This window comes from Clavibacter californiensis (genome assembly GCF_021952865.1).
Taxonomy (GTDB): Bacteria; Actinomycetota; Actinomycetes; order Actinomycetales; family Microbacteriaceae; genus Clavibacter; species Clavibacter californiensis.
In genome coordinates this window covers 563511-588834 of record NZ_CP040792.1, presented here as the reverse complement: position 1 = coordinate 588834, position 25324 = coordinate 563511, and the positions used below count along the sequence as shown (strand labels likewise).

The 25324-nt window shown below is 74.4% G+C and carries 27 protein-coding genes; 17 read left to right on the top strand and 10 right to left on the bottom strand.

Annotated elements, in window-relative coordinates; all coding sequences use genetic code 11:
* Positions 1–97: 97 nt before the first annotated feature.
* From FGD68_RS03130 to FGD68_RS03120, 3 genes are all read left to right on the top strand, one after another.
* Positions 98–1297 (top strand): glycosyltransferase family 4 protein, encoded by a 1200-nt coding sequence (locus FGD68_RS03130; protein ID WP_237609758.1) that lies wholly within the window; start codon positions 98–100, stop codon positions 1295–1297.
* Between the two features lie 47 nt (positions 1298–1344).
* The gene (locus FGD68_RS03125; RefSeq protein ID WP_119373854.1) at positions 1345–2067 is read left to right on the top strand and encodes a Pr6Pr family membrane protein; all 723 of its coding nucleotides are present in this window, start codon (positions 1345–1347) and stop codon (positions 2065–2067) included.
* 62 nt (positions 2068–2129) lie between these two features.
* Entirely contained in the window at positions 2130–3143 is a 1014-nt protein-coding gene (locus FGD68_RS03120; protein ID WP_237609757.1) for a LacI family DNA-binding transcriptional regulator, read from the top strand.
* Between the two features lie 39 nt (positions 3144–3182).
* Here the strand turns inward: FGD68_RS03120 and FGD68_RS03115 are convergent, their stop codons facing one another.
* From FGD68_RS03115 to FGD68_RS03080, 8 genes are all read right to left on the bottom strand, one after another.
* Positions 3183–4634 (bottom strand): PepSY-associated TM helix domain-containing protein, encoded by a 1452-nt coding sequence (locus FGD68_RS03115; protein ID WP_119373739.1) that lies wholly within the window; start codon positions 4632–4634, stop codon positions 3183–3185.
* Positions 4631–5368, bottom strand: a complete 738-nt coding sequence (locus tag FGD68_RS03110; protein ID WP_119373740.1) for a YcnI family protein — start codon at positions 5366–5368, stop codon at positions 4631–4633. Before FGD68_RS03110 ends, FGD68_RS03115 begins: the two co-directional genes overlap by 4 nt.
* Before the next feature lie 161 nt (positions 5369–5529).
* A complete protein-coding gene (locus FGD68_RS03105) occupies positions 5530–6210 on the bottom strand; it encodes a hypothetical protein (protein ID WP_237609756.1) in 681 nt (226 codons plus the stop codon).
* Positions 6211–6297: 87 nt separating this feature from the next.
* Complete coding sequence (locus FGD68_RS03100) at positions 6298–6978, bottom strand: hypothetical protein (RefSeq protein ID WP_147361741.1); 681 nt, start codon at positions 6976–6978, stop codon at positions 6298–6300.
* A gap of 11 nt (positions 6979–6989) precedes the next feature.
* On the bottom strand, positions 6990–7559 hold the full coding sequence (locus FGD68_RS03095; RefSeq protein WP_119373664.1) for a matrixin family metalloprotease: 570 nt from the start codon (positions 7557–7559) through the stop codon (positions 6990–6992).
* 151 nt (positions 7560–7710) lie between these two features.
* Positions 7711–8925, bottom strand: coding sequence for a Gfo/Idh/MocA family protein (locus tag FGD68_RS03090; RefSeq protein ID WP_182480976.1), 1215 nt, complete (start codon positions 8923–8925; stop codon positions 7711–7713).
* Between the two features lie 173 nt (positions 8926–9098).
* Positions 9099–10388 carry an LPXTG cell wall anchor domain-containing protein gene (locus FGD68_RS03085; protein ID WP_104236747.1) on the bottom strand — a complete coding sequence of 430 codons (1290 nt, stop codon included), beginning with the start codon at positions 10386–10388 and terminating at the stop codon, positions 9099–9101.
* 268 nt (positions 10389–10656) lie between these two features.
* Positions 10657–11394, bottom strand: coding sequence for a response regulator transcription factor (locus FGD68_RS03080; RefSeq protein WP_119372527.1), 738 nt, complete (start codon positions 11392–11394; stop codon positions 10657–10659).
* Between the two features lie 325 nt (positions 11395–11719).
* On the opposite strand from FGD68_RS03080, the gene FGD68_RS03075 reads away from it, so the two are divergent.
* From FGD68_RS03075 to FGD68_RS03040, 8 genes are all read left to right on the top strand, one after another.
* Complete coding sequence (locus FGD68_RS03075) at positions 11720–12280, top strand: RNA polymerase sigma factor (protein ID WP_219818175.1); 561 nt, start codon at positions 11720–11722, stop codon at positions 12278–12280.
* Positions 12277–12915 (top strand): methylated-DNA--[protein]-cysteine S-methyltransferase, encoded by a 639-nt coding sequence (locus tag FGD68_RS03070; protein WP_119372528.1) that lies wholly within the window; start codon positions 12277–12279, stop codon positions 12913–12915. The genes FGD68_RS03075 and FGD68_RS03070 overlap by 4 nt, the downstream gene beginning before the upstream one ends.
* Before the next feature lie 223 nt (positions 12916–13138).
* Positions 13139–14566, top strand: a complete 1428-nt coding sequence (locus FGD68_RS03065) for an MFS transporter (RefSeq protein ID WP_237609755.1) — start codon at positions 13139–13141, stop codon at positions 14564–14566.
* Positions 14567–14627: 61 nt separating this feature from the next.
* Positions 14628–15527: an ABC transporter substrate-binding protein gene (locus tag FGD68_RS03060; RefSeq protein WP_119372529.1), complete on the top strand. Its 900-nt coding sequence runs from the start codon at positions 14628–14630 to the stop codon at positions 15525–15527.
* Positions 15527–16525: an ornithine cyclodeaminase family protein gene (locus FGD68_RS03055; protein ID WP_104236743.1), complete on the top strand. Its 999-nt coding sequence runs from the start codon at positions 15527–15529 to the stop codon at positions 16523–16525. Before FGD68_RS03060 ends, FGD68_RS03055 begins: the two co-directional genes overlap by 1 nt.
* Complete coding sequence (locus tag FGD68_RS03050; protein WP_119372530.1) at positions 16525–17238, top strand: aspartate/glutamate racemase family protein; 714 nt, start codon at positions 16525–16527, stop codon at positions 17236–17238. Before FGD68_RS03055 ends, FGD68_RS03050 begins: the two co-directional genes overlap by 1 nt.
* Positions 17239–17277: 39 nt before the next feature.
* Entirely contained in the window at positions 17278–17955 is a 678-nt protein-coding gene (locus FGD68_RS03045; RefSeq protein ID WP_104236741.1) for a GntR family transcriptional regulator, read from the top strand.
* Between the two features lie 410 nt (positions 17956–18365).
* Positions 18366–18797 carry a VOC family protein gene (locus FGD68_RS03040; protein WP_119372531.1) on the top strand — a complete coding sequence of 144 codons (432 nt, stop codon included), beginning with the start codon at positions 18366–18368 and terminating at the stop codon, positions 18795–18797.
* Here FGD68_RS03040 and FGD68_RS03035 read toward each other — a convergent pair.
* Entirely contained in the window at positions 18794–19624 is an 831-nt protein-coding gene (locus tag FGD68_RS03035) for an oxidoreductase (RefSeq protein WP_119372532.1), read from the bottom strand. The genes FGD68_RS03040 and FGD68_RS03035 overlap by 4 nt on opposite strands.
* 203 nt (positions 19625–19827) lie before the next feature.
* On the opposite strand from FGD68_RS03035, the gene FGD68_RS03030 reads away from it, so the two are divergent.
* The 4 genes from FGD68_RS03030 to FGD68_RS03015 all read left to right on the top strand — a co-directional run bounded on the left by FGD68_RS03030 (position 19828) and on the right by FGD68_RS03015 (position 23648).
* Complete coding sequence (locus FGD68_RS03030) at positions 19828–20487, top strand: HAD family hydrolase (protein ID WP_119372533.1); 660 nt, start codon at positions 19828–19830, stop codon at positions 20485–20487.
* Positions 20488–20522: 35 nt separating this feature from the next.
* A complete protein-coding gene (locus FGD68_RS03025) occupies positions 20523–20993 on the top strand; it encodes a GNAT family N-acetyltransferase (RefSeq protein ID WP_119372534.1) in 471 nt (156 codons plus the stop codon).
* A gap of 216 nt (positions 20994–21209) precedes the next feature.
* Complete coding sequence (locus FGD68_RS03020) at positions 21210–21437, top strand: hypothetical protein (protein WP_119372535.1); 228 nt, start codon at positions 21210–21212, stop codon at positions 21435–21437.
* A gap of 222 nt (positions 21438–21659) precedes the next feature.
* Entirely contained in the window at positions 21660–23648 is a 1989-nt protein-coding gene (locus FGD68_RS03015) for an APC family permease (protein ID WP_119372536.1), read from the top strand.
* Between the two features lie 19 nt (positions 23649–23667).
* Here FGD68_RS03015 and FGD68_RS03010 read toward each other — a convergent pair whose 3' ends face one another.
* The gene (locus tag FGD68_RS03010) at positions 23668–24105 is read right to left on the bottom strand and encodes a helix-turn-helix transcriptional regulator (protein ID WP_237610025.1); all 438 of its coding nucleotides are present in this window, start codon (positions 24103–24105) and stop codon (positions 23668–23670) included.
* Here FGD68_RS03010 and FGD68_RS03005 point away from each other — a divergent pair.
* Positions 24045–24236, top strand: coding sequence for a hypothetical protein (locus FGD68_RS03005; protein ID WP_237609754.1), 192 nt, complete (start codon positions 24045–24047; stop codon positions 24234–24236). The two genes, FGD68_RS03010 and FGD68_RS03005, sit on opposite strands and share 61 nt — an antisense overlap.
* Before the next feature lie 108 nt (positions 24237–24344).
* A complete protein-coding gene (locus FGD68_RS03000; RefSeq protein ID WP_119372537.1) occupies positions 24345–25304 on the top strand; it encodes an acetylxylan esterase in 960 nt (319 codons plus the stop codon).
* The last annotated feature ends 20 nt before the right edge of the window (positions 25305–25324 follow it).

The following is a 25324-nucleotide window of genomic DNA, read 5'->3' as shown; positions in this document are numbered from 1 at the left end:
ACCCCATCGAGCGTCGGCGCGCGCGGATCATCCCGAGCCGGCCTCGTCTCCCCAGCCCCCAGCGCGCGACGCGCCCGGACGGTTAGCGTCAGCCGCGATGGACACCCTCCGCCCCCTCCTCGTGATGGACTACGCCTTCTCCTACCTCGGTGGGGCCCAGACGGCCGTCGTCCAGCAGGCGCTCGCGCTCGCGCGCGCGGGCCACGCGGTCACCGTCGCGGCACCCGACGCGACCGCCGTACGCGAGCTGCACGGAACGGGCGTCGCCCTGCACGACGTCGCGCCCACCCTGCCCGTGCCCCTCCTCGGCCTGCCGGTGATCCGCGCCGACGCCGCCACCCGCCGGGACCTCGGCGCGCTGATGGACCGGTCGGGCACCGACCTCGTCCTCACGCACTCCGAGCACGGGCTGGCGGCCACCGCCCTGCGGCTCGGGCGCGAGCGGGGGATCCCGACGCTGCACACCGTCCACACCTTCTTCCTGCGCGGCCCGGCGTGGGGCGGGTTCCTCGCGCCCGCCGTCACGGCCGTCCACCGCGCGATGACCGGGCTGCCGGATCCGCGGGTGCAGCTGGCCCCGCGCCGCCTCGACAGCGCCCTCCGCGGCATGACCCTCGCCGTCAGCCGCGAGGCCGACCTCGTGCTCTCGCCCTCCGCGCACCAGGCCGTCGCGCTGCGCCGCGCGGGCCTGCCCGCCGTCGAGGTGCTCTCGAACACGAGATGCACCGCGCGCGGGGCGTCCGCCGAGCTCCCCGCGAGCGGCGCGCTGCGGCTCGTCTGGGCGGCGCGGTTCGCGCCCGAGAAGCGCCTCGACGTGATGCTCGAGGCGATGGCGCTGATCGCCGAGCTGTCCGGGCCGGACGCCGTGCACCTCGACCTCGCCGGAGGCCGACCGCGCGGTGCCGTCCCGCCCGGCGTCACCGTGCACGGCCGCGTGTCGACCGCCACGGTGACCGCGCTCCTCCGCGGGGCGCACGCGGCCGTGATCACCTCGCTCGGCTACGACAACCAGCCGATGGTCGCCTTGGAGGCCTTCGCGGAGGGGCGCCCGGCGCTCGTCAGCGACCCCGTCCTCGCCGCGGAGTTCGGCGGGGCGGCCCTGCTCGCCGATGACACGGACGCGGAGGGGCTGGCCGCGTCGATCCTCCGGCTGGCCGCCGATCGGCGCCCGCTCGACGGCCCCGCCCGCGAGGCCAGGCACCTCGCGGCCGAGGTCGCCCCCGCCGCGCACGCCCGCGGCGTCGAGGAGGCCTGCCGTCGCGTGACCGGCGCCCGACGCGGATCCGCCCCGGCGTGAGCCGCACGACCGCGCGACCGGGGGCCGTCGGCGGCGGCGGTGAGGTCGTGGGAACCTCATCCGTGCGCATCCTCCTCTCCGTCGTCCGCATAGCCACCGCGATCGCCGCCGTCGTCGGCGTCATCGCCCAGTACCACGTGAACCACGCCTACTGGCAGGACCTCGGCATCACCGGCATAGCCGGGAAGTCGCTCGACTTCGCCCTGTTCTTCACCGTCGACGCGAACCTGCTCGGCGCGGTCGTGCTGGTCGTCGGCGGCGTGCGCTTGGCGCTGGGCCGGGTGGCGGATCCGGGGGTCGGCTGGGTCACGCTGCGCCTCGCGTCCACCGTCTACCTCGTCATCACGGGCATCGTCTGGAACCTGCTGCTGCGCGGGCAGCCCCAGCCGGAGCCGCTGAAGCTCGACTGGGCCGACCAGATCGTGCACGTCGCCGTGCCCCTGATCGTGCTGCTCGACTGGATCCTCGCGCCCGACCGTCGGCCGCTCCGCGCGGGCGCCATCGGCCGCGTCATCGCGTTCCCGCTCGCGTGGATCCTCGTCACGCTCGCCCGCGGCCCGTTCACCGGCGACGAGGTCTTCCGCACCGCCACCTACTACCCGTACGGGTTCCTGAACCCGGACTCGTCGCCCGGCGGCTACGGCACCGTCGCCGCGTACGTGGTCGGCCTCACGCTCGCCGTCTGCGCGATCGCCGGCGCGCTCATCCTCGTCTCGCGGTTCCGCGCCCCGACCGACCCGCACCGCCGCGCGACGCCCGCTATACGCTGAGCACTCGCCCGGCCGATCGCCCGCCCGGCGCCGCCCGAACCCGAGGAGCCGCCATCCCGACCATGCGAGAGGTCGCCGCGCGCGCGGGGGTCTCGATCGCCACGGTCTCCTTCGTCGTCAACGGCACCAAGCCCGTCTCCGAGCCCACGCGCCGCGCCGTCACCCAGGCGATGCAGGAGCTCGGCTACCGCAACAACGTCGTGGCGCGCGCGCTCGCGAGCAAGCGCACCCGGATCGTCGCGCTGCTGTTCCCCGCCGACGTGCAGCGCCTCAGCCGCATCGCCCTCGAGATCTTCATGAGCGCCGCCACGCGCGCGTCCGAGCTCGGGTACCACCTCGTGCTCTGGCCCACGGGCACGTCGCCCGACGACGTGTCCGACCTGGTGAGCGGCCGTCTCGTCGACGGCGTCATCGTGATGGAGGTGCGCATGGACGACTCGCGCATCAGCGAGCTGGCCGCGCTCGACGTGCCGTTCGTCTCCATCGGGCGCACCGCGGACATGCACGACCTGCCGTTCGTCGACATGGACTTCGAGCACACCGTCGCCGACGGGATCGACCATCTGCAGGCCCTCGGCCACCGCCGCTTCGGGCTCGTGGTGGAGGACCTCGAGGGCGGGCCGCTGCGGGGGTACGGGCCGACGACGCGCACCGAGCGGGCGTTCCTGCAGGAGACGGCGGCGCGCGGGCTCGGCGGCGCGGTGGCCCGGTGCGCGCCGACCCCGGTGGGCGGGCATGCGGCGGCGGGCGAGCTGCTGGCGGCGGATCCGGGGATCACAGCGATCATGCTGCTCAACGACCAGGCGGCGCGCGGCCTCATCTCGGGGCTCGACGCGGCCGGACGTCGCGTGCCGGACGACGTGTCGATCCTGTCGCTCGCGTCGTCCACCGAGGTGGGCGCGCTCGTCGAGCCCGCACTCAGCACCATGGACGCGCCAGGCCCGGAGCTCGGCCGGCTCGCCGTCGAGATGCTGCTCGCGCGGCTCGACGGCACGGCCACGGATCTGCCGCACGCGCTCCTGCCGTGCCGGCTGCACGTGGCGGCGTCGACCGGCCCGGCGCCGGCCGCCCGCTGAGTCGCGGGCGACCGGACCGACGCCGGTCGGCGTGCCGGGTCAGGCGGGGGCGCCCGCCCGGTGCACGCGCGCCGCGGTCATGAGCGCGTCGAGCAGCACGAAGCCGACCACCGGGATCCCGACCAGCGGCAGGAACAGGCCCACCACGAGCCCGACGGCGACGACCGCCGCGATCCCCCACCATGGCGCCCGCACGAGCGCGCCCGACGGAGCGGGCCGGCCCGGGCGCGCGACGCCCGGCCGTCGCTTCCACCACATCAGGTAGCCGGACACCACCATCGCGGCGATGCCGAGCGCGGTCACCGCGAGGAGCAGCTGGTTCGGGAGCCCGAACATGGATCCCTGGTGCGTGTCGATCCCCCAGCGCGCGAGCTTCGCGGGGAACGGGTAGTCGGCGAAGTCGGTGCGACCCACCACCTGGAGGGTGCTGCCGTCGACGGCCACCTGGTCGACCTCGGTCGGGAAGCTGCGCTGGATCTCGCTCACGGTCCACGCCTGGCCGGCATCCGAGGGGGGCTTGATCTCCACCAGGCCCGTGTCCACGTTGACGCCCTGCGCGACGCGGAGGACCTGGTCGAAGGTCGCGGGATCCACGGCGGGCGTCGTTGTGGGCGCCGCGGACGCGTGGTGGCCGGCATGCGGATCCGCCGCGGAGACCGCGCCCGTACCCGCGCCCGGGAGCGCGGTCGTGAGGGTCGGCGTCTGCCAGCTGAGCGCGGCCCGCAGGTCGGTCACGTTCTGCCCGCCGAACTGCGACCACGTGATGCCCGTGGCTGACAGGAACAGCGCGCCCGCGACCAGCCACACGCCCGTCGACGCGTGCCAGGACAGGATCCGCCGGTAGCCCGTGGCCTTCCCGTCCGGCCGCACGAGGTCGCGCTTCCGTGGCGACCGACGCCAGCGCGCGACCCACAGGCCGAGGCCCGCGAGCGTCACGATGCCGAGCCAGCTCGCGGCGAGCTCGCTGTAGAGGCGGCCGGGGTCGCCGAGGCCGAGCGTCCGGTGGAAGTGGCTGATCGCCGTGCGCAGCGGCAGGGCGCCGCTCGTGCCGTACACGGGGAGGTCGCCGCGGATGGACGCGTCCGCCGGATCCACGAAGATCGCCCGGGTCTGGCTCGGGATGAGGCCGTCGCCCGTGAACATGACGCGCGTCGTGTCGCCCGGCGCGGGGGCGGGGCGGACGGCGACGAGCGTGCCGGATCCGCCGACCACGGCCTCCGCGGCCTCGACCTGCTGCGCGAGCGGCACGGTCGTCGCGGTCGCGGGCGCGTGCAGCTCGTGGGCGTAGACGACCTGCTCGGCGGTCGGCGCGAGCGCGTAGGCCGCGCCGCTCAGGGCCGCGGTGAGGATGAACGGGCCCACGAGGATCCCCGCCAGGAAGTGCAGGCGCAGCAGAAGCGGGAGGAACCAGCCGCGCTGCGGGCGGGTGATCGCGGGGGCGGGCGCGACCGGCGTCGTCGCCTCGGCCGCGCGGTCGTCCACGGCGGTCATCGTCGGCCGCCCTGCTGCGGGCGGCGCATGCCGATGGTGAGGAGCATCACGGCGACGACGCCCACCACGAGGGCGCCGAGGCCGAGGAGGCGGGCGACCTGGTCGACCGCCGCGACGGCGGTGGAGCCCGCGGCGGCCTCTGTGCCAGTCGCCGAGGTCGAGCCCATGCCGGCCATGCCGCTGCCGCTGCCGCTGCCGCTCGCGGCGTCGGTCAGCGTGATCGCCGGTGCCGGGTGGTCGGGCTCGGTGCCCGCGGCGGGCGTCTCGGCCCAGTCGGTGGATCCGGCGACGCAGGTCTGCAGCGTCGGGAACGTCACGACATCCCCGGCCGCGCCGTCGACGGGCAGCAGCGCCTCGACCTGCACGGTCGCGCGCAGGGAGTCGGGCAGCGGGGTGTCGGCCGTGTAGGTGACGGTCGTGCCGTCCGCCGCCTCCTGCTCGGCGACCGACCAGCCGGGCGCGAGGGTCGGCTTCACGGCCTGCACGTCGGCGGGGAAGCGGATCGCGAGGGCGGTGGTGGCGGATCCCTCGCAGCCGTGACCGACCGCGAAGGTCAGGACGCTGAGGGTGGCGGGGGCGGTGGAGGATGCGTCGACCTCGACGTGCGCGGAGGCGGCGAGCGGCGCGGACAGGGCGAGGCCGAGGCCGAGGCCGAGCGCGGCGCCGGTCGCGGCGAGTGCGCGGCGGCGCCCCGGCGGTCGGACGGAGGCGGTCAGGCGGGTGGTGCGGGGCATGGTGGTCCTTCGGTGGGGCACGGGCGGGGCCGTGCGGATCCGGGTGTGCGGGAGCGCGCGGCATCGCGGCGACGATCACCGGCGCACGGGGCTCGGATGGTCGACGTCGGGTGCGCGGCGCGGAGCGCGCCCGGATCCTCGAGGGACGCGGCGGGCGCGGATCAGGCGGCGAGCACGCCCAGCGGCGGGCCGCGACGACCCCGGATCCGCGCGGCGAGCAAGGAGACGGCGCGCGCCGGTCGCACGTCGGCGGCGAGGCGCCCGGGCCGGGGCGCGACCGCGGGCTCGGCGAGCGCGGCGGCCACGGCGACGGCGGCCGCGACCAGCGCGCCGACGGCTCCGGCGATCGCGCCGCCCACGCGCACGGCGAGCGCCCGGACGACGCGGCGGACGGCGTCGGCCCCGGCGCGCAGCGAGCAGACGCTGATCAGGCCGGCGATGACGTGGGCGAGGAGCATGGCGCCGTCGTGGTGCGCCGGCATGGCCATGGCGCCCGGGTCGGCGAGCGCGCGGGCGGCCTCCGCGGCAGCGTGCGCGTGGCTGTGGCCGGCGGGACCGGATCCCGCCGCCATGCCCCCGCCCGCCGTCATGCCGGATCCGCCGAACGTGAACGCCGTGTGCAGCACGCCCTGCGTGGCGCCGATGGCGGGCACGAGGTGGGCGATCGTGACGCGGCGGCCGCCGAGCGCGAAGCAGAGGGCGACGCCCGCGACGAGCGCGAGGCCGAGCACGAGCGGATGCGGGATGCCGCCGCCGGCCGCCGCGTGCGCGGTCGCCGTGACGAGCGTGCAGACCAGCGCGGACAACGCGGCGCGCCGCATCCGCTCCTGCCGTGCGTGCACCCGTCCGCCTCCCGGTCGTCCTGGCCAGGGTACGCGAGCGTCACGACGCGGCCGCGCCGCCGGGCGCCGGCGGCACGGCACCGCGGGTCAGCCGAGGGCGCCGTCGGCCGCGACCCGCTCGGGCAGGGTGTCGCCCGCCTCGTCGTCGAGCCGGAGGAACGTCCCCGGCTGCGACGGCCCGGCCGCGGCGTCCGAGTCGGTCTGCGCCTCCGGTCGCGTCGGGTCAGGAGCCGCGAAGAGCCCGGCGGATCCGCCCGTCACGAAGGACTGGGACGCCGCCTCGCCCGGCAGGCGCGACGGCCGCAGGTAGAGGAGGTACGTGGATCCCGCCTGCATCATGACGGCGGGACCCGGCCGAGCGGCCGTGCCGATCTGCCGCACGTCGACCGTGCCGCCGACCGCGACGCCACCGGCGGCCTTCGGGACGGCCGTCACCCGCACCGTCGAGACGGTGGCCGGCGCGGTCGGCCCGAGGTCCGTCACCTCGCGCTGCGCGACGACGGTGCCCGTGACGATCTCGACGCTGTCCGCCGCGAGCGCGGCGAGCGAGTCGTAGTGCGTGTGGCGCGACCCGTGGGTGTGCGATCCCGGCCCCGGCGGCATCGACATGCCGTCGGCCATGGGCATGCCGTCGGCCATCGGGGTCCCGTCGGTCGTCGACGCGGTCACGGGGGCCTCCGCCGTGCCGGCGCTGCAGCCGGTCAGCAGGAGCGCGCTGACCCCGAGGGCGACGGCGGCGAGGTGGATGGTGCTCGTACGTGCGTGCATCTGCGTGCCCATCAGTAGAGGGAGTCGATCCCGGCGACCTCGTCGTCGGTGAGGCCGGTGACCCCGTCGTCGTAGGCCTGGGAGGCGAAGGGGTACATGACGTGGTCGATGCCGGTGACGTGCGCGATCCCCAGCACGTGCCCCGACTCGTGCTCCCACACCACCTTGAGCTCGTCCTCCGGCAGCGAGTCGTCGAGGTACGCGGTGTTGAGGTGCATGTCGGCCGACGTGGTGAGGTGATCGCCGTCGTAGCGCCAGTGGGAGTAGCCCTCGTAGCCGTCGTCCCCGGCGTCGATGACCTGCGCGCTCCACGGCGAGCCGACCGCGTCCTCGGTGGACATCGACACGTGCGTGAGCGCGGTGTACTCGGCGGCCGCGTCGGTGAGCGCGTCGTGGAAGCGCCCGCCCGGTACCTCGGACGTGTCGACCGTGAGCCGCGCGGTGGGCCAGTGCGGCCCCTCGTGGTTGAACGCCTCGGCCGGCGCGGCGACGGCGACGGCGAGCGCGGCCGCCGCAGCGAGGCCGGCCGTGGCGGCCAGGGGGATGCGGGAGCGTCGGCGGGCGCGGACGGGTGATCTCATGGGACCTCCGGGAGTGGTGGAGCGGGTGCATCCCGGCGGTCCCGCCCGTGCGTCCCCGCGCGCTGAAGGTAGGGGGCTCCCGCTCCTCGCCGCTCGCGTTCCTCCCAGGCGATCCCCGCGTCCCCGTCAGCGGTGGCCGCCGCCGCCGGGCTCAGGCTCCGGCGGGATCCACCTGCACCCACGCGCTGCCGTCGGCCGAGCTGCGCTCCACGGCGTCGAGCACGCGCTGCACCCGGAGGCCGTCGGCGAACGATGGCTGCGGATCGCGTCCCGCGGCGATGTCGTGCACGAGGTCGCGCACCTGGTGGGTGAACGCGTGCTCGTAGCCGAGGCCGTGGCCGGTGGGCCACCACGCGGCCGCGTAGGGGTGCTCGGGCTCGGTGACGAGGATCCGCCGGAAGCCCAGCCGGTCGGCGGGCGCGGTCGCGTCGTACAGCTCGATCTCGTTGAGGCGCTCGAGGTCGAAGGAGATGGCGCCGTCGGATCCGCTGAACTCCAGTCGCAGCGCGTTCTTGCGGCCGGTGGCCATGCGGGTCGCCTCGAAGCTGGCGAGCGCGCCGCCCGCGAGCTTCCCGGTGAAGTAGGCCGCGTCGTCGACGGTGACCCGGCCGCGCTCGCTCGACGCGACGCCGCCGAGGCCGCGCGTCTCCGCGAGGAGCGGGCGCTCCTCGACGAACGTCCGCAGCAGGCCGCTCACCGCATCGAGCCGCTCGCCGGTGATGAACTGCACCGCGTCGACGATGTGCGCGCCGATGTCGCCGAGCGCGCCGGATCCCGCCGCCTCCTTGTCGAGGCGCCAGGTCATGGGGCCCTCGGCGTCGGTCAGCCAGTCCTGCAGGTAGAGCGCGCGCACCTGGCGGAGCTCCCCGATCGCGCCCTGTGCGACGAGGTCGCGCGCGAACGTGATCGAGGGCACGCGGCGGTAGCTGAAGCCGACCATCGCGCGGATCCCCTTCGCGGCGGCCTTCTCCGCGGCCGCCGCCATGATCTCGGCCTCCTCCACGGTGTTGGCGAGCGGCTTCTCGCACAGCACGTGCTTGCCCGCCTCGAGCGCCGCGACGGCGATCTCGACATGCGTGCTGCCGGGCGAGCAGATGTCGACCACGTCGATGTCGTCGCGCTCGATGGCGGCGCGCCAGTCGGTCTCGGCGCGATCCCAGCCCCAGCGGTCCGCGGACTCCTGCGTGCGCGCCCGGTCGCGGCCGACGACGGACACCATGCGCGGCGCGAGCGGCAGGTCGAAGAACGCGGGCGCGACGCGCCAGGCCTGGGAGTGCGCGGCGCCCATGAACCCGTGCCCGATCATCGCGACGCCGAGGGCGCCTCCGGTCTCCGTGGGCGTCGCTGCGGACTGCGTGTCGGACATGGGACTCCTTCGTCTCATACGGGGTGCGGATCCGCGTGCGGGTGATTCGTTGCGGGTCACGTCAAATCTACGTGCAGGCCGCGGGGCGGGACAAGGCGGGGCGCGGACGCGACGACGGCCGGACCCTGGGGATCCGGCCGCCGGTCGTGCGTGGTGCGGGTCGTGCCGCGCCGCTACTCCGCGGAGCGCATGCGGCGGCGGGCGACGAGCGTGCCCGCGCCGGCCAGGGCCATCAGCGCGCCGAGGCCGCCGAGGCCGAGGGCCGCGGCGCCGTCCGTGCCCGTGACGGGCAGGGTGTCGTCGTGGTGCGCGGCCGGCTTGGTGATCGGCTTCGGTGCGGTGCCCGCGGGGTCGATCGACGGCGCGGTCGGCGTCGGGGTCGGGACGCCCGGGACGACCGGTCCGCCCGCGTCCTCGCCGGTCAGCTCGACCGTGCCGCCCTGCGTGAGGCCCGACTCGAGGCCCGCGACGGACACCCGGTAGGTGCCCGGCTGGATGTCGCCGAACAGGATGATCGGCTGCGCGAAGGTGCCGTCGACGTCGGCGCGCACGAGGTCCTTGAGCGAGCGGGTGCTGACGCCCACGCCGCTGTTGGCGTCGCTGAGCTGGATCACGCGGCCGTCGGGCGCGGTGACCGTGACCTCGACGGCCTCGTAACGGAGGTACCCGGTGGCGTTGACCTTGAGGCCGCCGAGGAGGCTCGTGGCCTGGGCGACGGAGATCGGCGAGATGGTCGAGAACGACGCCTCGGCGCGGACGAACGGGCCGACGGGCGCCTCGGCGAAGCGCACCAGGCCGCGGATCTCGCCCTTGACGGTGAGGTCGAGGCCGACCTGCGTCAGCGTGACGCTCGCGGTCTTCGAGTCCTGCAGCAGCTCGGTGAAGCTCGCGGGGAACGCGTACGTGCCGTCCTCGCCGACGATGCCGATGCCGGCGATCGACTTGACGCCCACGGCGTTGAAGTAGCTCGCGGTGACGATGCTGCCCGCGGTGCCGGTGCCGGCGAAGGGCACGGCCTCGTTGATCGGGAGGGCGACGCCGCGGTCGGGCGTGGTCCAGGTGAAGGGCAGCTCGACGACGGGCACGGTCGGCTCGAGCGTCGGGAGGCCGGTCGTCGGCGCGCCGGGGGTGGTCGGGACGGCCGGGGTCGGCGTGGTCTCGACCGGGGCGTCGGCGACGGGGGCCGTCTCGTCGGCGGTCTCGGTGGGCGCAGGGGTCGGCGTCGCGTCGGCGGCGGGCGCCTCGACGGCGGGCGTCGGCGTCGCGGCCGGGGTCTCGACCGCGGGGGCCTCGACGGCCGGCGTCTCGACGGCGACGGGCGCGGATCCGACGGGGGCGGTCTCGGCATGGGCGGCGGGCGCCATCGCGAGGGGCAGGATCACGAGGGAGGCCGAGAGGCAGGCGCCGGCGGCCGCGCGGCGGAACGACCTGCCGCGACCGGCGGCGGGGGTGGGACGGGTCATGACAGCTCCAGTGGTGCAGGACCGCTCGTGCGCGCCATTGCTGTGCCGCGATCGTGCGGTGGAGGGGACGCGCTCGGGTGTCTCGAGGACGCGTCGGGGAGGTTCGGCTCCCCGCTCCCGACTGTAGGGATATCCGCTACCCACCTGGGGAATTCGTTTGCGCAGTGTGACGCGTGTGACTCGTGATCCCCGGAGTTGCGGGGGTGACTCGCCGCATCGGCCCTCGGACTGGGGTGGACGCGGCGGCCTGGCGCAGGGGCTCCCGACGTCAGACGGCGGGCGCGAGCACGAGGTCGTCGCCCGCGACGGCGAGCAGCGCGACCTGGTCGCGACCCGCGCGGCGGCCGGTCACGGACGGCAGGTCGAGGAGCGCGTGCGGGGCGACGAGGTCCCAGCCCGCGTCCGTCAGCCGGTGCACGAGCTCCCGGCGGGACAGGCGGCGCGTCGGCTCCTCGGCGAGCGCCCGCACGACGACGAGGTCCATCGGATCCAGTTCCAGCGGCACGCCCGCGAGCCACGCCTCGCCCGTGGCCGGGTCGAGCACGAGGTCGCCCGCGGTGATCGTCGCCGGTGCGAGGCCGCGACGGCGGAAGAGCACGCGCAGGGTCTCGACGACCTCCTCGAGGCCGAACGGCTTGGTGACGTAGTCGTCTGCGCCCGCGCCGAAGGCCGCGAGCCGGTCCTCGAGCGAGTCGCGGCCGGTGAGGAACAGGACGGGGCTGGCGACACCCGCGCGGCGCAGCTCGCCGACGACCTCCACGCCGGAGACGTCGGGCAGCGTCATGTCGAGCAGGATCGCGTCGGGCGCGGCCTCGACGGCGGCGTCGATCGCGGCGCGGCCGGTGGCGAAGACGCGCACGTCCCAGCCCTCCATCCGCAGCGCGAGCGACAGCAGCTGCGTGATGGGCGCCTCCTCGTCGACCACGAAGACGCGGAGCACGCGGGGTGCGTCACCGGGCACCGCCTGCTCGTCGTCGCGTGCGGCGGAGCTCAGCGTGCTGCCCATGCGGATCCTCTTCCGTCGTGTGCGCCGCCGGCCCGGGGGGACGGGCCGGCGGCGGATGCTCCTCGCGGAGCGCGCGGCCGGGGGTTGGCCGCGCATCCATCCTCGCGACCGGCGGCCCCGAGGTCGTCATCCCCGGGGACCGTCACTGGTAGTCCCTACGGCGCGCACGGGCGGAGCATCGGAGACAGGGAGGAGGCGCACGGCGCGTCCGCAGGCGGACGGTGCGACGCGGTGGGCTGTCGCGCCGGCCACGGGATCCGCGAGACTGATCCGCACGCCGGCCTCACGGATCACCCCGCCCCGGCGTCTACCCGGTGTGGAGATGATGCAGCCGTTCGACAGGGTCGTGACCGAGCACGGCGCCGTGGTGCTCCGCGTGTGCCGGGCGGTGCTCGGCGGGCACGAGGACGCCGAGGACGCGTGGTCGGAGACGTTCCTGTCGGCGCTCGTGGCGTACCCGCGGCTCGGACCGCGCGCCGACGTGCGCGCCTGGCTCGTCACCATCGCGCACCGCAAGGCCCTGGACGCGATCCGTGCCCGCGGCCGCCGTGCCATCCCCGTCGACGAGGTGCCCGAGCGGGTCTCCGATCTGGGCGTGCCCGGATCCCGCGACCCCGACCTCTGGCGCGCCGTCACGGCCCTGCCCGAGCGGCAGCGGCTCGCGGTCGCGTACCGGTACCTCGGCGGGCTGCCGCACGCGGAGGTCGCGGCGATCGTCGGCGGGACGCCGGAGGCCGTGCGGCGCGCGGCGGCGGACGGGGTCGCGAGCCTGCGGCGGACGATGGGGGCGGATCCGCCCTCCGCCCCGCGCGAGCCATCACCCGCACCCGCCACCGCACCCGCACGCGCATCCGCATCCGCATCCGCACGAGGAGGACGACCGTGACCGATCCCGACGCCGCCGCGGACCTCGACGCCGCCTTCCTCGACGCCGACGCGCTCGACCGCGCCGACCCGACCGGCCCCGCCCTCGACGCCCTCCGCCTCCGCCTCGCCGACCGAGCCGAGGCCGACGGCGCGCTCGACGTGGGCTTCACCACGATCGACTCCCCCGTCGGCCCGCTGCTGCTCGCCGCCACCGAGCACGGCCTGATCCGCGTCGCCTACTCCCGCGAGGACCACGACACCGTGCTCGGCGACCTCGCCCGGCGGCTCGGCCCGCGGATCCTCCGCGCCCCGAAGCGCCTCGATCAGGCCGCCCGCGAGCTCGACGAGTACTTCGCCGGCCGCCGCCGCACCTTCGACCTGCCGCTCGACCGCCGCCTGTCGACCGGCTTCCGCGACCGGGTGCAGCGGCTGCTCCCGGAGATCCCCTACGGATCCACCCGCACCTACCGCGAGGTCGCCGAGACCGCGGGCAGCCCGGCCGCCACCCGTGCGGTCGGCACGGCGTGCTCGACGAACCCGCTGCCCGTCGTGATCCCCTGCCACCGCGTACTCCGCTCCGACGGCACCCTCGGCGGCTACATCGGCGGGCTCGCGGCGAAGACGACGCTGCTGGAGCTGGAGGGGCGCCGCTGAGCCGCTGGACGCCGACGCGGAGAGAAGCCCGAAGATGACAATTCGTATACAAAGTTTGCCGCGACGACTCGGGCGGAGGAGAGTAGGGCCCGGAACGAAAGGCGATGCTGCTACTCTTAGCACGACGGAAACCTGATCGAAATGGCATCCGGGATACAAAGTAGGTGACCACCCGGCGGCCCCTCGACGAGCCGCCGCCTCCACCTTCCGCTGGGAGCCCTTCGTGACCACTGCATCCCGCACCACCGCCCCACCCGTCCCCGACCGCTCCGTGGCCTCCGTCCTCGACTCGATCGGCTTCACCCGCGCCCAGTTCTGGGTGTTCCTGCTCATCCTCGCCGGGGAGTTCTTCAACACCCTCGAGCAGAACTCGGTGGGTGCCATGGCGACCCACATCAAGCAGACGCTGCAGATCGGCGACATCCAGCTCACGACGATCAACACCGCCACCGTCATCGGCGGCCTCATCGGGCGTCTGCTCGCCGGCTACCTCGCGGACCGCTACGGCCGCCGCTTCTCGCTCAGCCTGAACCTGCTCATCTACACGCTCGGCGGCCTGATCAGCGCCGTCGCCGTCAACTACGAGATCCTTCTGGTGAGCCGGCTCATCGTCGGCATCGGCATCGGCGGCGAGTTCATGATCGGCATCGTGATGCTGTCGGAGATGGTCTCCACGCGCTTCCGCGGCACGGCCATCGGCGCCATCAACGTCGGCGCGGGCGGACTCGGCAACTTCCTCTCCTACGGCCTCTTCCTCCTCCTGCTCGGACCCCTCGAGACCCCGCTGGGCGGACCCGACGCGGTGTGGCGCTGGTCGTTCGTGATCCTCGCCGTCCCCGCCCTGCTCGTCGTCTTCTACCGTCGCCGCCTGCCGGAGACGCCGCGCTGGCTCCTCTCCCGCGGCCGCGTCGACGAGGCCAACCGCTCCCTCGCCGTGCTGGCGTCCGACACGCTCCGCCCGACGGACGCACGTCCGCCCGTCGAGCTGCGCCCGGAGGACCTTTCGCCCGTGCTCGTCTCCGCCTCCCCCGCCCAGGTATTCAGCCGTGCCGTGATCCGCCGGACGGCCGCCCTCGGCGTCGCCTCCTGGATGGCGTTCGGATCCCAGGTGACGCTCAACTTCCTGATGCCCACGCTGCTGGTCGAGCGGGGGTACACGGTGTCGGAGAGCCTGCTGTACACGATGATCATGAACGTCGGATCGCTGCTCGGCGCCACGACCGCCGCCCTCGTCGCCGGCCGGATCGGCCGACGCACCGCGGTGGGCACCGCGGGCGTGCTGGGCTGCCTGACGGCCCTCGCCTTCGCGGCGTTCGGCGACGGCACCACCGCGATCCTCCTGCTCGGCGCGATGTTCCAGTACTTCACGATGGTCACGAACACCACGCTCGCCACCTGGACCGCCGAGGTGTTCCCCACGGCCATCCGCGCCTCCGGTGCCTCCATCGTCAACGGCATCGGGAACATCGCCGGCGCGGTCATGCCGTTCCTCGCCGTCGCCCTCTACGGCTCGTTCGCCTTCGCCGGCGTGTTCGGGCTGGCTGCGGTGATGTACGCCGTGCTGGTCGTCGCCTCCCGGTTCGCCCCCGAGACCCGGGGACGCACCCTCGAGGACGTCAACGAGAAGGCCCTCGCCGCCGCCGCTCGCTGACCGCCGTTCGGCTGACGCCTCCCTCCCCTCTCCATCCACCCATCACCACGAGGAGTACCGCATGGACACCCTGAACATCACCGCAACGGCCAACGGCCTGAACTACCTCCCGGAGTACGTCGCCGACGTCGGAGGGCTCTTCGCCGACCGTGGGCTCTCGGTTACCGCCACGGCGAGGGACCCCTGGACGGGCGTGCTGGACGACCTCGACTCGGGCGTGGCGGACCTCGCGCTCGGCGGTCTCTGGGTGCCGGGCATGTACGCCGGATCCGACCGTCGCCTCACCGTCCTCGGGCAGCTCAACCACCGCTTCCCGATGACGATCGTGTCCCGCGACGCGGCGGGTCCGATCGAGCTCGACCAGCTCGCCGACAAGGTGGTGCTGGCACCCGGGGCGGGCGGCAGCGCCCCGTTCGAATTCACGGCCGGGCTGATCCGCGAAGCCGGGCTCGACGTCGCCGCGACCCGCTGGGTCCGCGACCTCTCCACCGCGATGATGCTCGAGCTCTACCGCTCCGGCCTCGGCGACGCCATCGTGCTCGACCTGCTCTCGGCCAAGGAGCTCGTCGCCTCCGGCGGCGGCCAGGTGGTGTTCCAGCACCTCGAGGCGGGCGGCGTCATGCCGAACAGCGTCTACTATGCCCGCGCCGATCGCGTCGACGAGCTCGCGGACCGCGCAGCCCGCTTCATCGACGGCATCGAGGCGGCGATGCAGCGCATCACCGCGGGCGAGGCGTCGGCGGAGATCGACGCCGTGCTGGCTGCCCGCTGGCCGGATCGCGACCCCGCCCTCCTCCGGGAGGCCGTCGCCGAGATGGCCGCGGGCGGCGTGTGGGACACCACCGTCATCGACGAGGCCGCATCCGACCGGTGGATGCGCATCCTCGCCGACGCCGGGCTCGTGTCGCGCGCCCCGGCGCTCGCCGAGATGACCGGCGCCGCCGCGGTGGGCGCGCGCTGATGCCGCTGGCGCTGTCCTACGACGCGATCGGCCCACTGCTCGAGGACGTCGACGTGCTCGGCGTCGTCGAGCGGATCTTCGCGGACCTCGGCTCCGGCGCGATGGAGCAGCCGGCTCCCGTCGCGCTCTCCGGGACGGACGACGGGCTCATCCTGCCGATGGCCGCGCGCTCGGACCGGCTCGGCCTGGCGGCGGTCAAGCTCATGGCCGACTTGCCCGGCAACGCCGCCCTCGGGTTGCCGACGCAGCGGTCGACGATCCTCGTGTCATCCCTCGCGACGGGCGAGTGCGTCGCCGTGCTGGACGGCGCGCTCATCACCCGGCTGCGCACCGCCGCCTCCTCCGCTCTCGCGACCCGCCTCCTCGCGCGGCCGGAGAGCCGCGTCCTCGGGCTGATCGGCGCCGGCCCGCTCGCCGAGGAGCACGTGCGCGCCGTGTGCGCCGCGACCGGCCTGGAGGAGGTGGTCGTCTGGTCCCGGTCGGCCGCGACCGTGGCCCGCTTCCGGGAGGGGGTCGACGTGCCCGTCGCCGTGGCCCCCGATCCCCGCGCCGTCGTCGAGGCCTGCGACGTGCTGTGCACGCTCACGCCGTCGGTGAATCCCCTCGTCCGCGGCGCATGGCTGCGACCCGGCATGCACGTCAACGCGGTCGGCGCCCGCCCGCGCCCCACCCACCGCGAGCTCGACGCGGCGGCGATGACGAGGGGCACGCTGGTGGTCGACGGCGCGGAGACCGCGCGTGCCAAGTCGGGCGATCTGCTGCGCGCCATCGCGGAGGGCGCCCTCGACGCGTCCGCCGACCTCCGCGAGCTCGGTGCCGTCGTCGTCGGTGCGGCGCCGGGCCGGATCCGGCGCGACGAGATCACGGTGTTCGACTCCGTGGGCCTCGGCGCGCAGGACCTCGCCGTCGCGGCGGCCGTGATCGACCTCGCCCGCGCGCGCGGCGTCGGGGACGACCTCCGTCTCGCGGCCGGCGCCGTCGCCGCGGTGGGTGCCTGATGCGCATCGCCGTCGTGAACTGCAACACCACGGAGTCCATGACCGAGACCGCCGCATCCCGGGCCCATCTCGCCGTGGGTCCGGGGACGGAGATCGTCCCCGTGACGCCGACCTGGGGCGTCGCCTCTGCCGAGGGCTGGTACGACAGCTTCCTCAGCGCGGCCGCTGTGCTGCACGCGCTCGAGCGCCTGCCGCCAGGCATCGACGGCGTGGTGATGGCCGGCTTCGGCGAGCACGGCCGGGAGGGCGCCCGCGAGCTCCTCGACGTGCCCGTGGTCGACATCACGGAGGCGTCGGCGCACGTGGCGATGATGCTCGGCCGCCGCTTCGGCGTCGTGACCACGGTCCGCCGGGCCGCGGGCCAGATCGAGGACAGCCTCCTGACGGCCGGGCTGCTCGCCCACTGCGCCGCCATCGAGGACACCGGCCTGGGGGTCCTCCAGCTCGAGGACGACCCGGTCGCCACGGTGGACGCGTTCGTGGCCGCCGGGGAACGCGCCATCGCGCGCGGAGCGGAGGTCATCTGCCTCGGCTGCGCGGGGATGGCCGGGCTGGAGGAGCACGTCGGCGCGCGCCTCCCGGTGCCGGTCGTCGACGGCGTGGCCGCCGCGGCCTCCCTCGTGGAGCTGCTCGTGCGACAGGGGCTCAGCACGAGCCGGGCCGACAGCTACGCACGTCCGCTGCCCAAGCGACGGAGCTGGCCCGCGGGCTGAGCGTGTTGAATGGTCGGGCCGCATCGAAAGGGAGGCCCCATGACCCTCGACACCCCCGAGGAGTCGCTGGCGAGCCAGACGTACCGCACCCTGCGTCGGCAGATCATCCTCGGCCGCTACCCGCAGGGGTCCCGACTCGTCGAGGCCAGCCTCGCCGCCGAGCTGCACGTCTCGCGCCTCCCCGTACGGGAGGCGGTGCCCCGGCTGGCGAACGAGGGCTTCGTCCGGATGCTCCCCCGTCGCTCCACCCGGGTCGCCGAATGGAGCGTCGCCGACGTCGTGGAGCTGTTCGACGTGCGCCTCAGCCTCGAGACGCTCGCCGCACGGCTCGCCGCGCAGCGCGTGGCGGACGGTGCCTCCCTGCGACCGCTCCTCGCCGCGATCGACGCCGAGCACCGCGCCCTCGACAGCGAGGACTGGCTCGAGATCGCCGAGACCTCCACCGTCGTGCACGAGGCGATCGTGGCGGTCGCGGACAGCGATCTGCTCTCCGCGCTCATGCGTGCCGTCACGGGGCGCATGACCTGGCTCTTCTACCTGACGAGCGAGCGGGACCAGCGACAGCAGTCCGAGGAGCACCACGGCCTCCTCGACGCCATCCGGGCCGGCAACGACCGCCTCGCCGAGTCCATCGCCTTCACGCACATCGAGAAGGGCCGGGCGCCGTCGCTCGCCATGATCCGATCCGCACCCCCGTCCGCCCCGTCTGCCCCGTAGGGCCCGCGGCGACATCGGCGGGCTCCCGGCGGAGACGACGCCTCGGGAGCTCGAGGGCGGATCCGGCCGGGCTCGCCTCCGGCGGAGACGCAGAGCGCGGGCCAACGCCGGGCTCGCCGTGCCCTTCGGGATCGCCGTCGTGATCATGCTCATGCGCGGAGACGTGCGACTCCTCGGCCCGCTGCGGATGGTCATGGACGCCGTCGTGCTCCTGGCGGAGCCTGCCGTCCGGTCGCGTCGCCGAGGCCCGCTGTGCTGACGGCCGCTCCCGCTCACGGGGGACGAATGCTCCTCGTGCACGAACGCGTCGCTCGGCGTCACGTCCGCGATGCCCGGCCCCCGTCCTCGTGCGGGTGCTCCGGGCGTCGACGCGCCGGGACGAGGTGACACCCGAGGAGTAGGACGGGACCATGACCGATCCCGCCGACCACCCGCACCTGCTGCAGACCGTCCTCGACGCGCCCGATCCCCGGCTCCTGGCCGAGTTCTACCGGGAGCCCCTGGGGCTCCGCTACCGGCCGGGCGACGAGCCCGAGGCGTCCGGGCCGGACGCGGACTGGCTGGTGCTGGTCGACGACCACGGCACGCGTCGGCTGGCCTTCCAGGAGGCGCCCGGCATGCCGGCGCCGAGCTGGCCCACCGGCTCGCCGCCGCAGATGCTGCACCTGGACCTCACCGTCAGCTCCACCGCGCAGCTCGAGCGGCACCGCGGACACGCCGAGGAGCTCGGCGCGACCGTGCTGCAGGACCGGTCGACGGATCCCGATGAGCCCCTCTACGTGCTGCGGGATCCGGCCGGGCACCCGTTCTGCGTGTTCGTCGCCCCGCCGGGCTCCGTCTAGCTCGCGTCGTACGCCGTCGACCGGCTGCGGTCCGCCCACGCGTCGACGTCGGCGCGCAGGTCGTCGAGGGCCCCCGTGACGATCTCGACGGCATCGCCGCCGAGCAGCAGGTAGAAGGGAGCGCCCTGCTCGACCGCGTCCACGAGCACCTTCGCGCCGAGCGCGGGATCGTTGGGCTGCGTGCCGTCGGTGGTGTCGTTCTCCTTGCGGCGCTTGCCGGCGGTCTCGGCGTAGTCGTCGATGACGGTGGCCGACTGCGTGAGCGAGCGGCCGGAGAAGTCGGTGCGGAAGGACCCGGGCGCCACCACGGTCGCGACGATCCCGAGCGGCTCCAGCTCGGTGCGCAGGGCCATGGTCATCTGCTCGATGGCGGCCTTGACTGCGCCGTAGTAGCCGGATCCGGCACCCGTGCGCGCGGCGCCGATGGACGAGAGGTTCACGATGGTGCCGCTGCGGCGCTCGCGCATGCCGGGCAGCACCGCCTTGATCATGCGGACGCTGCCGTGGAACTGGGTGTCGAACAGGCGCGCGACGTCCGCGTCGTCGCCCTCCTCGACGGCGGCGCGGTAGCCGTAGCCCGAGTTGTTGACGAGCACGTCGACGCCGCCGAATCGCGCCGTGGCCTCGTCGACCGCGAGCGACACCTGCGCCGGGTCGGTGACGTCGAGGTCGAGCGCGAGGGCGTGCTCGGGGAAGCGCTCGGCGAGGTCCTGCACGTCCGCGGCGTCGCGCGCCGTGACGACGACGTCGTGCCCGCGCTCCAGAGCCTCGACGGCGAAGGCGCGCCCGAGTCCGGTGGAGCATCCCGTGATCAGCCAGGTCGTCATGCGCGTTCCTCTTCCTCGTGGATACGGGTGGGCGGCGGCGGCGGTGCGGCGCGGCTCCTGTCGAGGCTAGGCGCATCGGTGCGGCGCGGCCGTGTCCAGACGCGCGCGCATCCCGACCGGTGGTCGGACATCGGCCTGGCGCTCCAACTGGATCCCGCGGTTCATGAACCACCGCTCATGCGCTCCCCTCGTACCCTGCATCCATGCCCGTCTTCCTGGACCTCGACAACACCCTCGTCGACAGGGACGCAGCCTTCTCCTCGTGGGCTGCCACGGCGGTCGTCGAGTGGGGCGGCGATGAGAGCGACGTGCGATGGCTCGTCGACGCCGACAGGAGCGGGTACACGCCGCGACGGGAACTGGCGCAGGTGATCCAGGAGAGGCTCACCCCGCCCTGTTCGACGGACGCCATCGTGGAACGGCTGCTCTACGAGCCCGTGGACGTCATCGAGTGCTACCCGGGGGTGGTCGACGAGCTGGAGCGCATGGCCCGCGCCGGCGTCTCGCTCGTCGTGGTGACGAACGGCGAGTCCGAGCAGCAGCGCATGAAACTGCGACGCACCGGGCTCGACCGCGTGGTGGCCGCAAGCGTCATCTCCGGAGAGCTGGGTGCCAGGAAACCCGACGCGCGGATCTTCGACGCCGCCCGGGCCGCTGTACCCGACGACGGCTTCGCGTGGATGGTCGGCGACCATGTCACGGCCGACATGGCTGGCGCTCGCGCCGCGGGTCTCTCGACCGCCTGGGTGAGTCACGACAGGCCGTGGCCGGAGATGTGGACGCCCGACCTCGCGGCGAGCAGGCCGGACGACGTGTTGAGCAAAGTGCGGGACCGTGTGCTCCGGCGAGGCGTCCCCCGCTGAGCACCCCGGACCCGCCCTGCTGCGACGATGGCCGCATGAGCCTCGAAGTCGCACGCGGGCGAAGCGGCACCGACGTCCGCCGCATCCTGCAGGACCTGCCGGACTGGTTCGGCGACCCCGAAGCGATCGAGGGCTACGTGGCAGCCTCCGAGAGCGACGACTACGACAGCCTCCTGGCGACCGATGGCACGAGCGTCATCGGCGTCGCCCTCGTCCGCCGGCACTTCCCCGAGGCCGCGGAGCTGCACCTCATCGCGGTCGCGCCGGACGCACGGGGGCGAGGCGTCGGCCGGCTCCTCGTGGAGCACGCGGCCGGCTCTCTCGCGACGAGCGGATGCGCGCTCCTCTCGGTGCACACGGTCGGCCCGTCGTTCGAGCACGAGCCGTACGCGCAGACGCGCGAGTTCTACCGCCGAATGGGATTCCTGCCGCTCGAGGAGCACACGGGGCTGGACTGGGCAGGGCCGACCCTCATCCTCGTCCGCCCCCTCATCCAGCTCCCCTGAACGACGGCGCCATGCCGCAGCGGCTGCCGGCAGTAGGCCGTTCGACGGCGGCGGACGCGGCGCGGGCGCGTACCCGCGAGGATCGACCCATGGACACCGACGACGACCGCCGCCTGTTCCTCGAGCACCTGCGACAGGAGGACCTGCCGTTCGGCGATTGCCCGCTTCACCATCGCGTCGGTCATCCTGGAAGGCCGCGCCGACGGCCAGCCCGCCGTGCGCTGGGACCTCCCGCGCGGATCCGTCAGCCGCGCGATCACCGTCCTCGGTCGGAACGGCCACGGCCCCTGGCGGCACGCCAGCCCGCGGACCACGGCCTTCCGCCTGCTCTCCATCCACATGGAGGAGTGGATCAGCGTGCCCGACACGGATCCCGGCGCCGACCAGGAGCGCCGCTTCGTGCTCGTCGACGGCCAGTTCGATCCCGTGCCGCCGCGCTCCTGACCTCTCCGCGTCATCCGCGAACCGCCCCCCGCATGACCGCACCCTGCGCGCCCACCCGACTCCCGCCCGGAAGTGGCACGATGGGCCGACGATGATGCCGGGCCCGACCGTCGCATCCGCGAGACGGGGTCCCGGCGCCGCCTCAGGAGGATCCCCCGTGCACTGCCCGGATCACGGTCAGATGACGTCCCCGCTCCGCTCCGCCACCTCGGCGGCCCGGTCGTGAGCGCGCCGAAGCTGCTGCGCGCGCCCGAGCAGCGCCGCGCCCGCGCCGGGATCACCGCGTGGCTCCTCGACGGACTGCCCGGCGCGTCCGGCTCCCACCCCGGCCCGCATGCCGAGACCGTCGAGAAGACGCACTCGTGGTGGCGCGTCATGTGCCTCACGGGCGTCGACTACTTCTCCACCCTCGGCTACCAGCCGGCCATCGCGGCCGTCGCGGCGGGGCTGCTGTCGCCGCTCGCGACGCTCGTCCTCATCCTCCTGACGCTGCTCGGCGCGCTCCCCGTCTACCGGCGGGTGGCGCGCGAGAGCCCCCGCGGCGAGGGATCCATCGCCATGCTCGAACGCCTCCTCCCCTGGTGGGGCGGCAAGCTCTTCGTGCTCGTGCTGCTCGGGTTCGCGGCGACCGACTTCCTCATCACCATCACGCTGTCGGCGGCGGATGCGACCGCGCACGCCGTCGAGAACCCGTTCGCGCCGGACTGGTTCCAGGGCAACGAGGTGCTGCTGACGCTCGTGCTGCTGGCCGCGCTCGCGTTCGTGTTCCTGCGCGGGTTCAGGGAGGCGATCTCCATCGCGGTCGTGCTGGTGGGCGTCTTCCTCACGCTCAACGCCATCGTGATCGTCGTCTCCCTCTTCCACGTGGCCGGCGACCTCGTCGTCATCGACGACTGGTGGGCGGCGCTCACGGCGCAGCACGGCAACCCGCTCGTGATGGTGGGCATCGCGCTCATCGTGTTCCCGAAGCTCGCGCTCGGCCTCTCCGGGTTCGAGACGGGCGTCGCCGTGATGCCGCAGGTGCGCGGCGAGGACGACGCCGACGGGGTGCCGCGGGCGCGGATCCACGGCACGAAGCGCCTGCTCACGGTGGCCGCGCTCATCATGAGCGCGTTCCTCATCACGTCGAGCTTCGTGACGACCCTGCTGATCCCGCAGGCCGAGTTCCAGGACGGCGGCAAGGCCAGCGGCCGCGCGCTCGCGTACCTCGCGCACCAGTTCCTCGGCGACGGCTTCGGCACGCTCTACGACATCAGCACGATCTGCATCCTCTGGTTCGCGGGCGCCTCCGCGATGGCCGGGCTGCTCAACATCGTGCCGCGCTACCTGCCGCGCTACGGCATGGCGCCGCACTGGGCCGCGGCCGTGCGCCCGCTCGTGCTCGTCTTCACGGCCATCGCCGTGATCGTGACGCTCGTGTTCCAGGCCGACGTCGATGCGCAGGCCGGCGCCTACGCGACGGGCGTGCTCGTGCTCATCACCTCGGCGTCGGTCGCGGTGACGCTGTCGGCGAGGAAGGCCGGGCAGCGCAAGCGCACCATCGGCTTCGCGGTGATCGCGACGGTGTTCGCGTACACGACGGTCGTCAACGTGATCGAGCGGCCGGACGGCGTGCGGATCGCCGCGCTGTTCATCCTCGGGATCCTCGTGGTCTCGATCGTCAGCCGCGTGCAGCGCTCGTTCCAGCTCCGCGCGACCTCGCTCACGATGGACGAGCGGGCGCGCGCCTTCGTCACCGAGGACGCCGAGGACTACGGCGCGGTGAGCATCATCGCCCACGAGCCGGACGAGCCCGACGAGGCGCTGACCGAGGAGGAGCAGATCGCGGAGTACCGCCGCAAGGCGAGCGACGAGCGGCGCGACAGCGGGATCCCGGCCCGGGCCCCCGTGATCTTCCTCGAGGTGACCCCGGGCGACTCCTCGGAGTTCGAGGAGGACCTCGTGGTGCGCGGCATCGTGCGCTGCGGCTTCCGCGTGCTCCAGGTGACGAGCGGCAACGTCCCCAACACGATCGCCGCGGTGCTCCTCGCCGTGCGCGACCTCACGGGCGTGAAGCCCGGCGTCTACTTCGAGTGGACGGAGGGGTCGCCGGTCGGCAACCTCCTCCGCTTCCTCGTGACGGGCACCGGCGAGGTCGCCCCGGTCACGCGCGAGGTGCTGCGGCGGGCGGAGCCTGTGCGGTCGCGGCGGCCGGATGTGCATGTGAGCTGAGGGACGCGCGGCGGTGCCGTCAGGCGCGCGGCGGCTCCTGCGCGGAGCGGAGCCGCGCGGCCAGGACCCCGGTCCGCGACCACGAGGCGACGGTGATCCGCGTCGACGTCGCCGACACCCCCTCCATCGCGCCGTCGCCGATCCACGGGGCGACCTCGCGGGCGAGCAGCTCGACGACAACCTCGCCCGTGCAGGGCCAGCGGTCCTCCGCGGCGGATCCCTTCGCACGGGCCGCGAGGAACGTCCGCGCGTCCGCCGCGGGCAGCTCCCGCGGCGCGAACCTCGGGCCGGTGGGCGTGCGCGGCAGCATCCGGTCGAGCCGGAAGGTGCGCCAGTCGTCGCGGTCGAGGTCCCACGCCACGAGGTACCACCGCGCGCGCCGGGCGACGATCGCGTGTGGCTCGACGCGCCGGGGCGGCCCCTCCTCCTCGCCGACGCGGCCGAAGCGGAGGGTCAGCCGGTCGCGGACCGACGCAGCTCTCGCAGAAGGCGCCCGGCCTCGACCGCGCGCGGGCGCTCGAGTGGATCTGGACCTTCCTCGACCACGAGCTCGCCGATCCCGCCGCCGGGGAGCCGCTCTTCCGCTGACCGGGGCATGATGATCGAGGCGACGCGGCCCGACGGCACGCGGACGCCGACCCGCCCAACGCCGAACGCCGAACGCCGAACGCCGAACGCCGAACGCCCGGAGGATCCATGCTCATCGAACCCGTCGACGCCGCCCGCGCGCACGTCAGCAGCCACGTCGACCCCGAGGACTTCGACGCGTTCTGGGCCGACACCCTCGCCGAGGCCGCGCAGCACGACCTCGACGTCCGGCTCGCGCCGGTCGACACCGACCTCGCGCTCGTCGACGTGCAGGACGTGACCTTCGCGGGATCCGGCGGCACCGACGTGCGCGCCTGGCTCCGCACCCCCGCGGGCGCGACCGGCCCGCTGCCCACCGTCGTCTCGTACGTCGGCTACGGCGGCGGCCGTGGTCGCGCCGAGGAGACGCTGATCTACGCGGCCGCCGGCTTCGCCCACCTGCAGATGGACACCCGCGGCCAGGGCTCGTACTGGAGCGCGGGCGACACCGCCGACCACGGCGAGGCCGGACCCGCGATCCCCGGCTTCATGACCCGCGGCATCGCCTCCCGGGAGACCTACTACTACCGCCGCCTCTTCACCGACGCGGTGCGCGCGGTCGACGTGGCGCGGTCGCTCGACGTCGTGGATCCGTCGCGCATCGCCGTGCAGGGCGGCAGCCAGGGCGGCGGCATGGCCATCGCGGTCGCCGGCCTGCGCGACGACGTCGCCGCGGTCTCCGCGTACGTGCCGTTCCTCTGCGACATCGAGCGCGCCACGCACATCACCGACGCGTACCCGTACCACGAGGTCGTCGACTACCTGAAGACGCACCGGGGCCGCGGCGAGGACGTGCACGCCGTGCTGCGGTACTTCGACGGCGTCGCGTTCTCGAGCCGCGCGACCGCACCCGCCCGCTTCTCGGTCGGCCTCATGGACGCGACCTGCCCGCCCTCCACCGTCTACGGCGCCTTCAACTCCTACGCCGGCGAGAAGGAGATCGTCGAGTGGGAGTACAACGGCCACGACGGCGGCGGCATCGACGACGAGCTCGGCACGCTCGCGTTCCTGCGGCGCACGATGGGCTGACGGCGGCCGGCACCGACCAC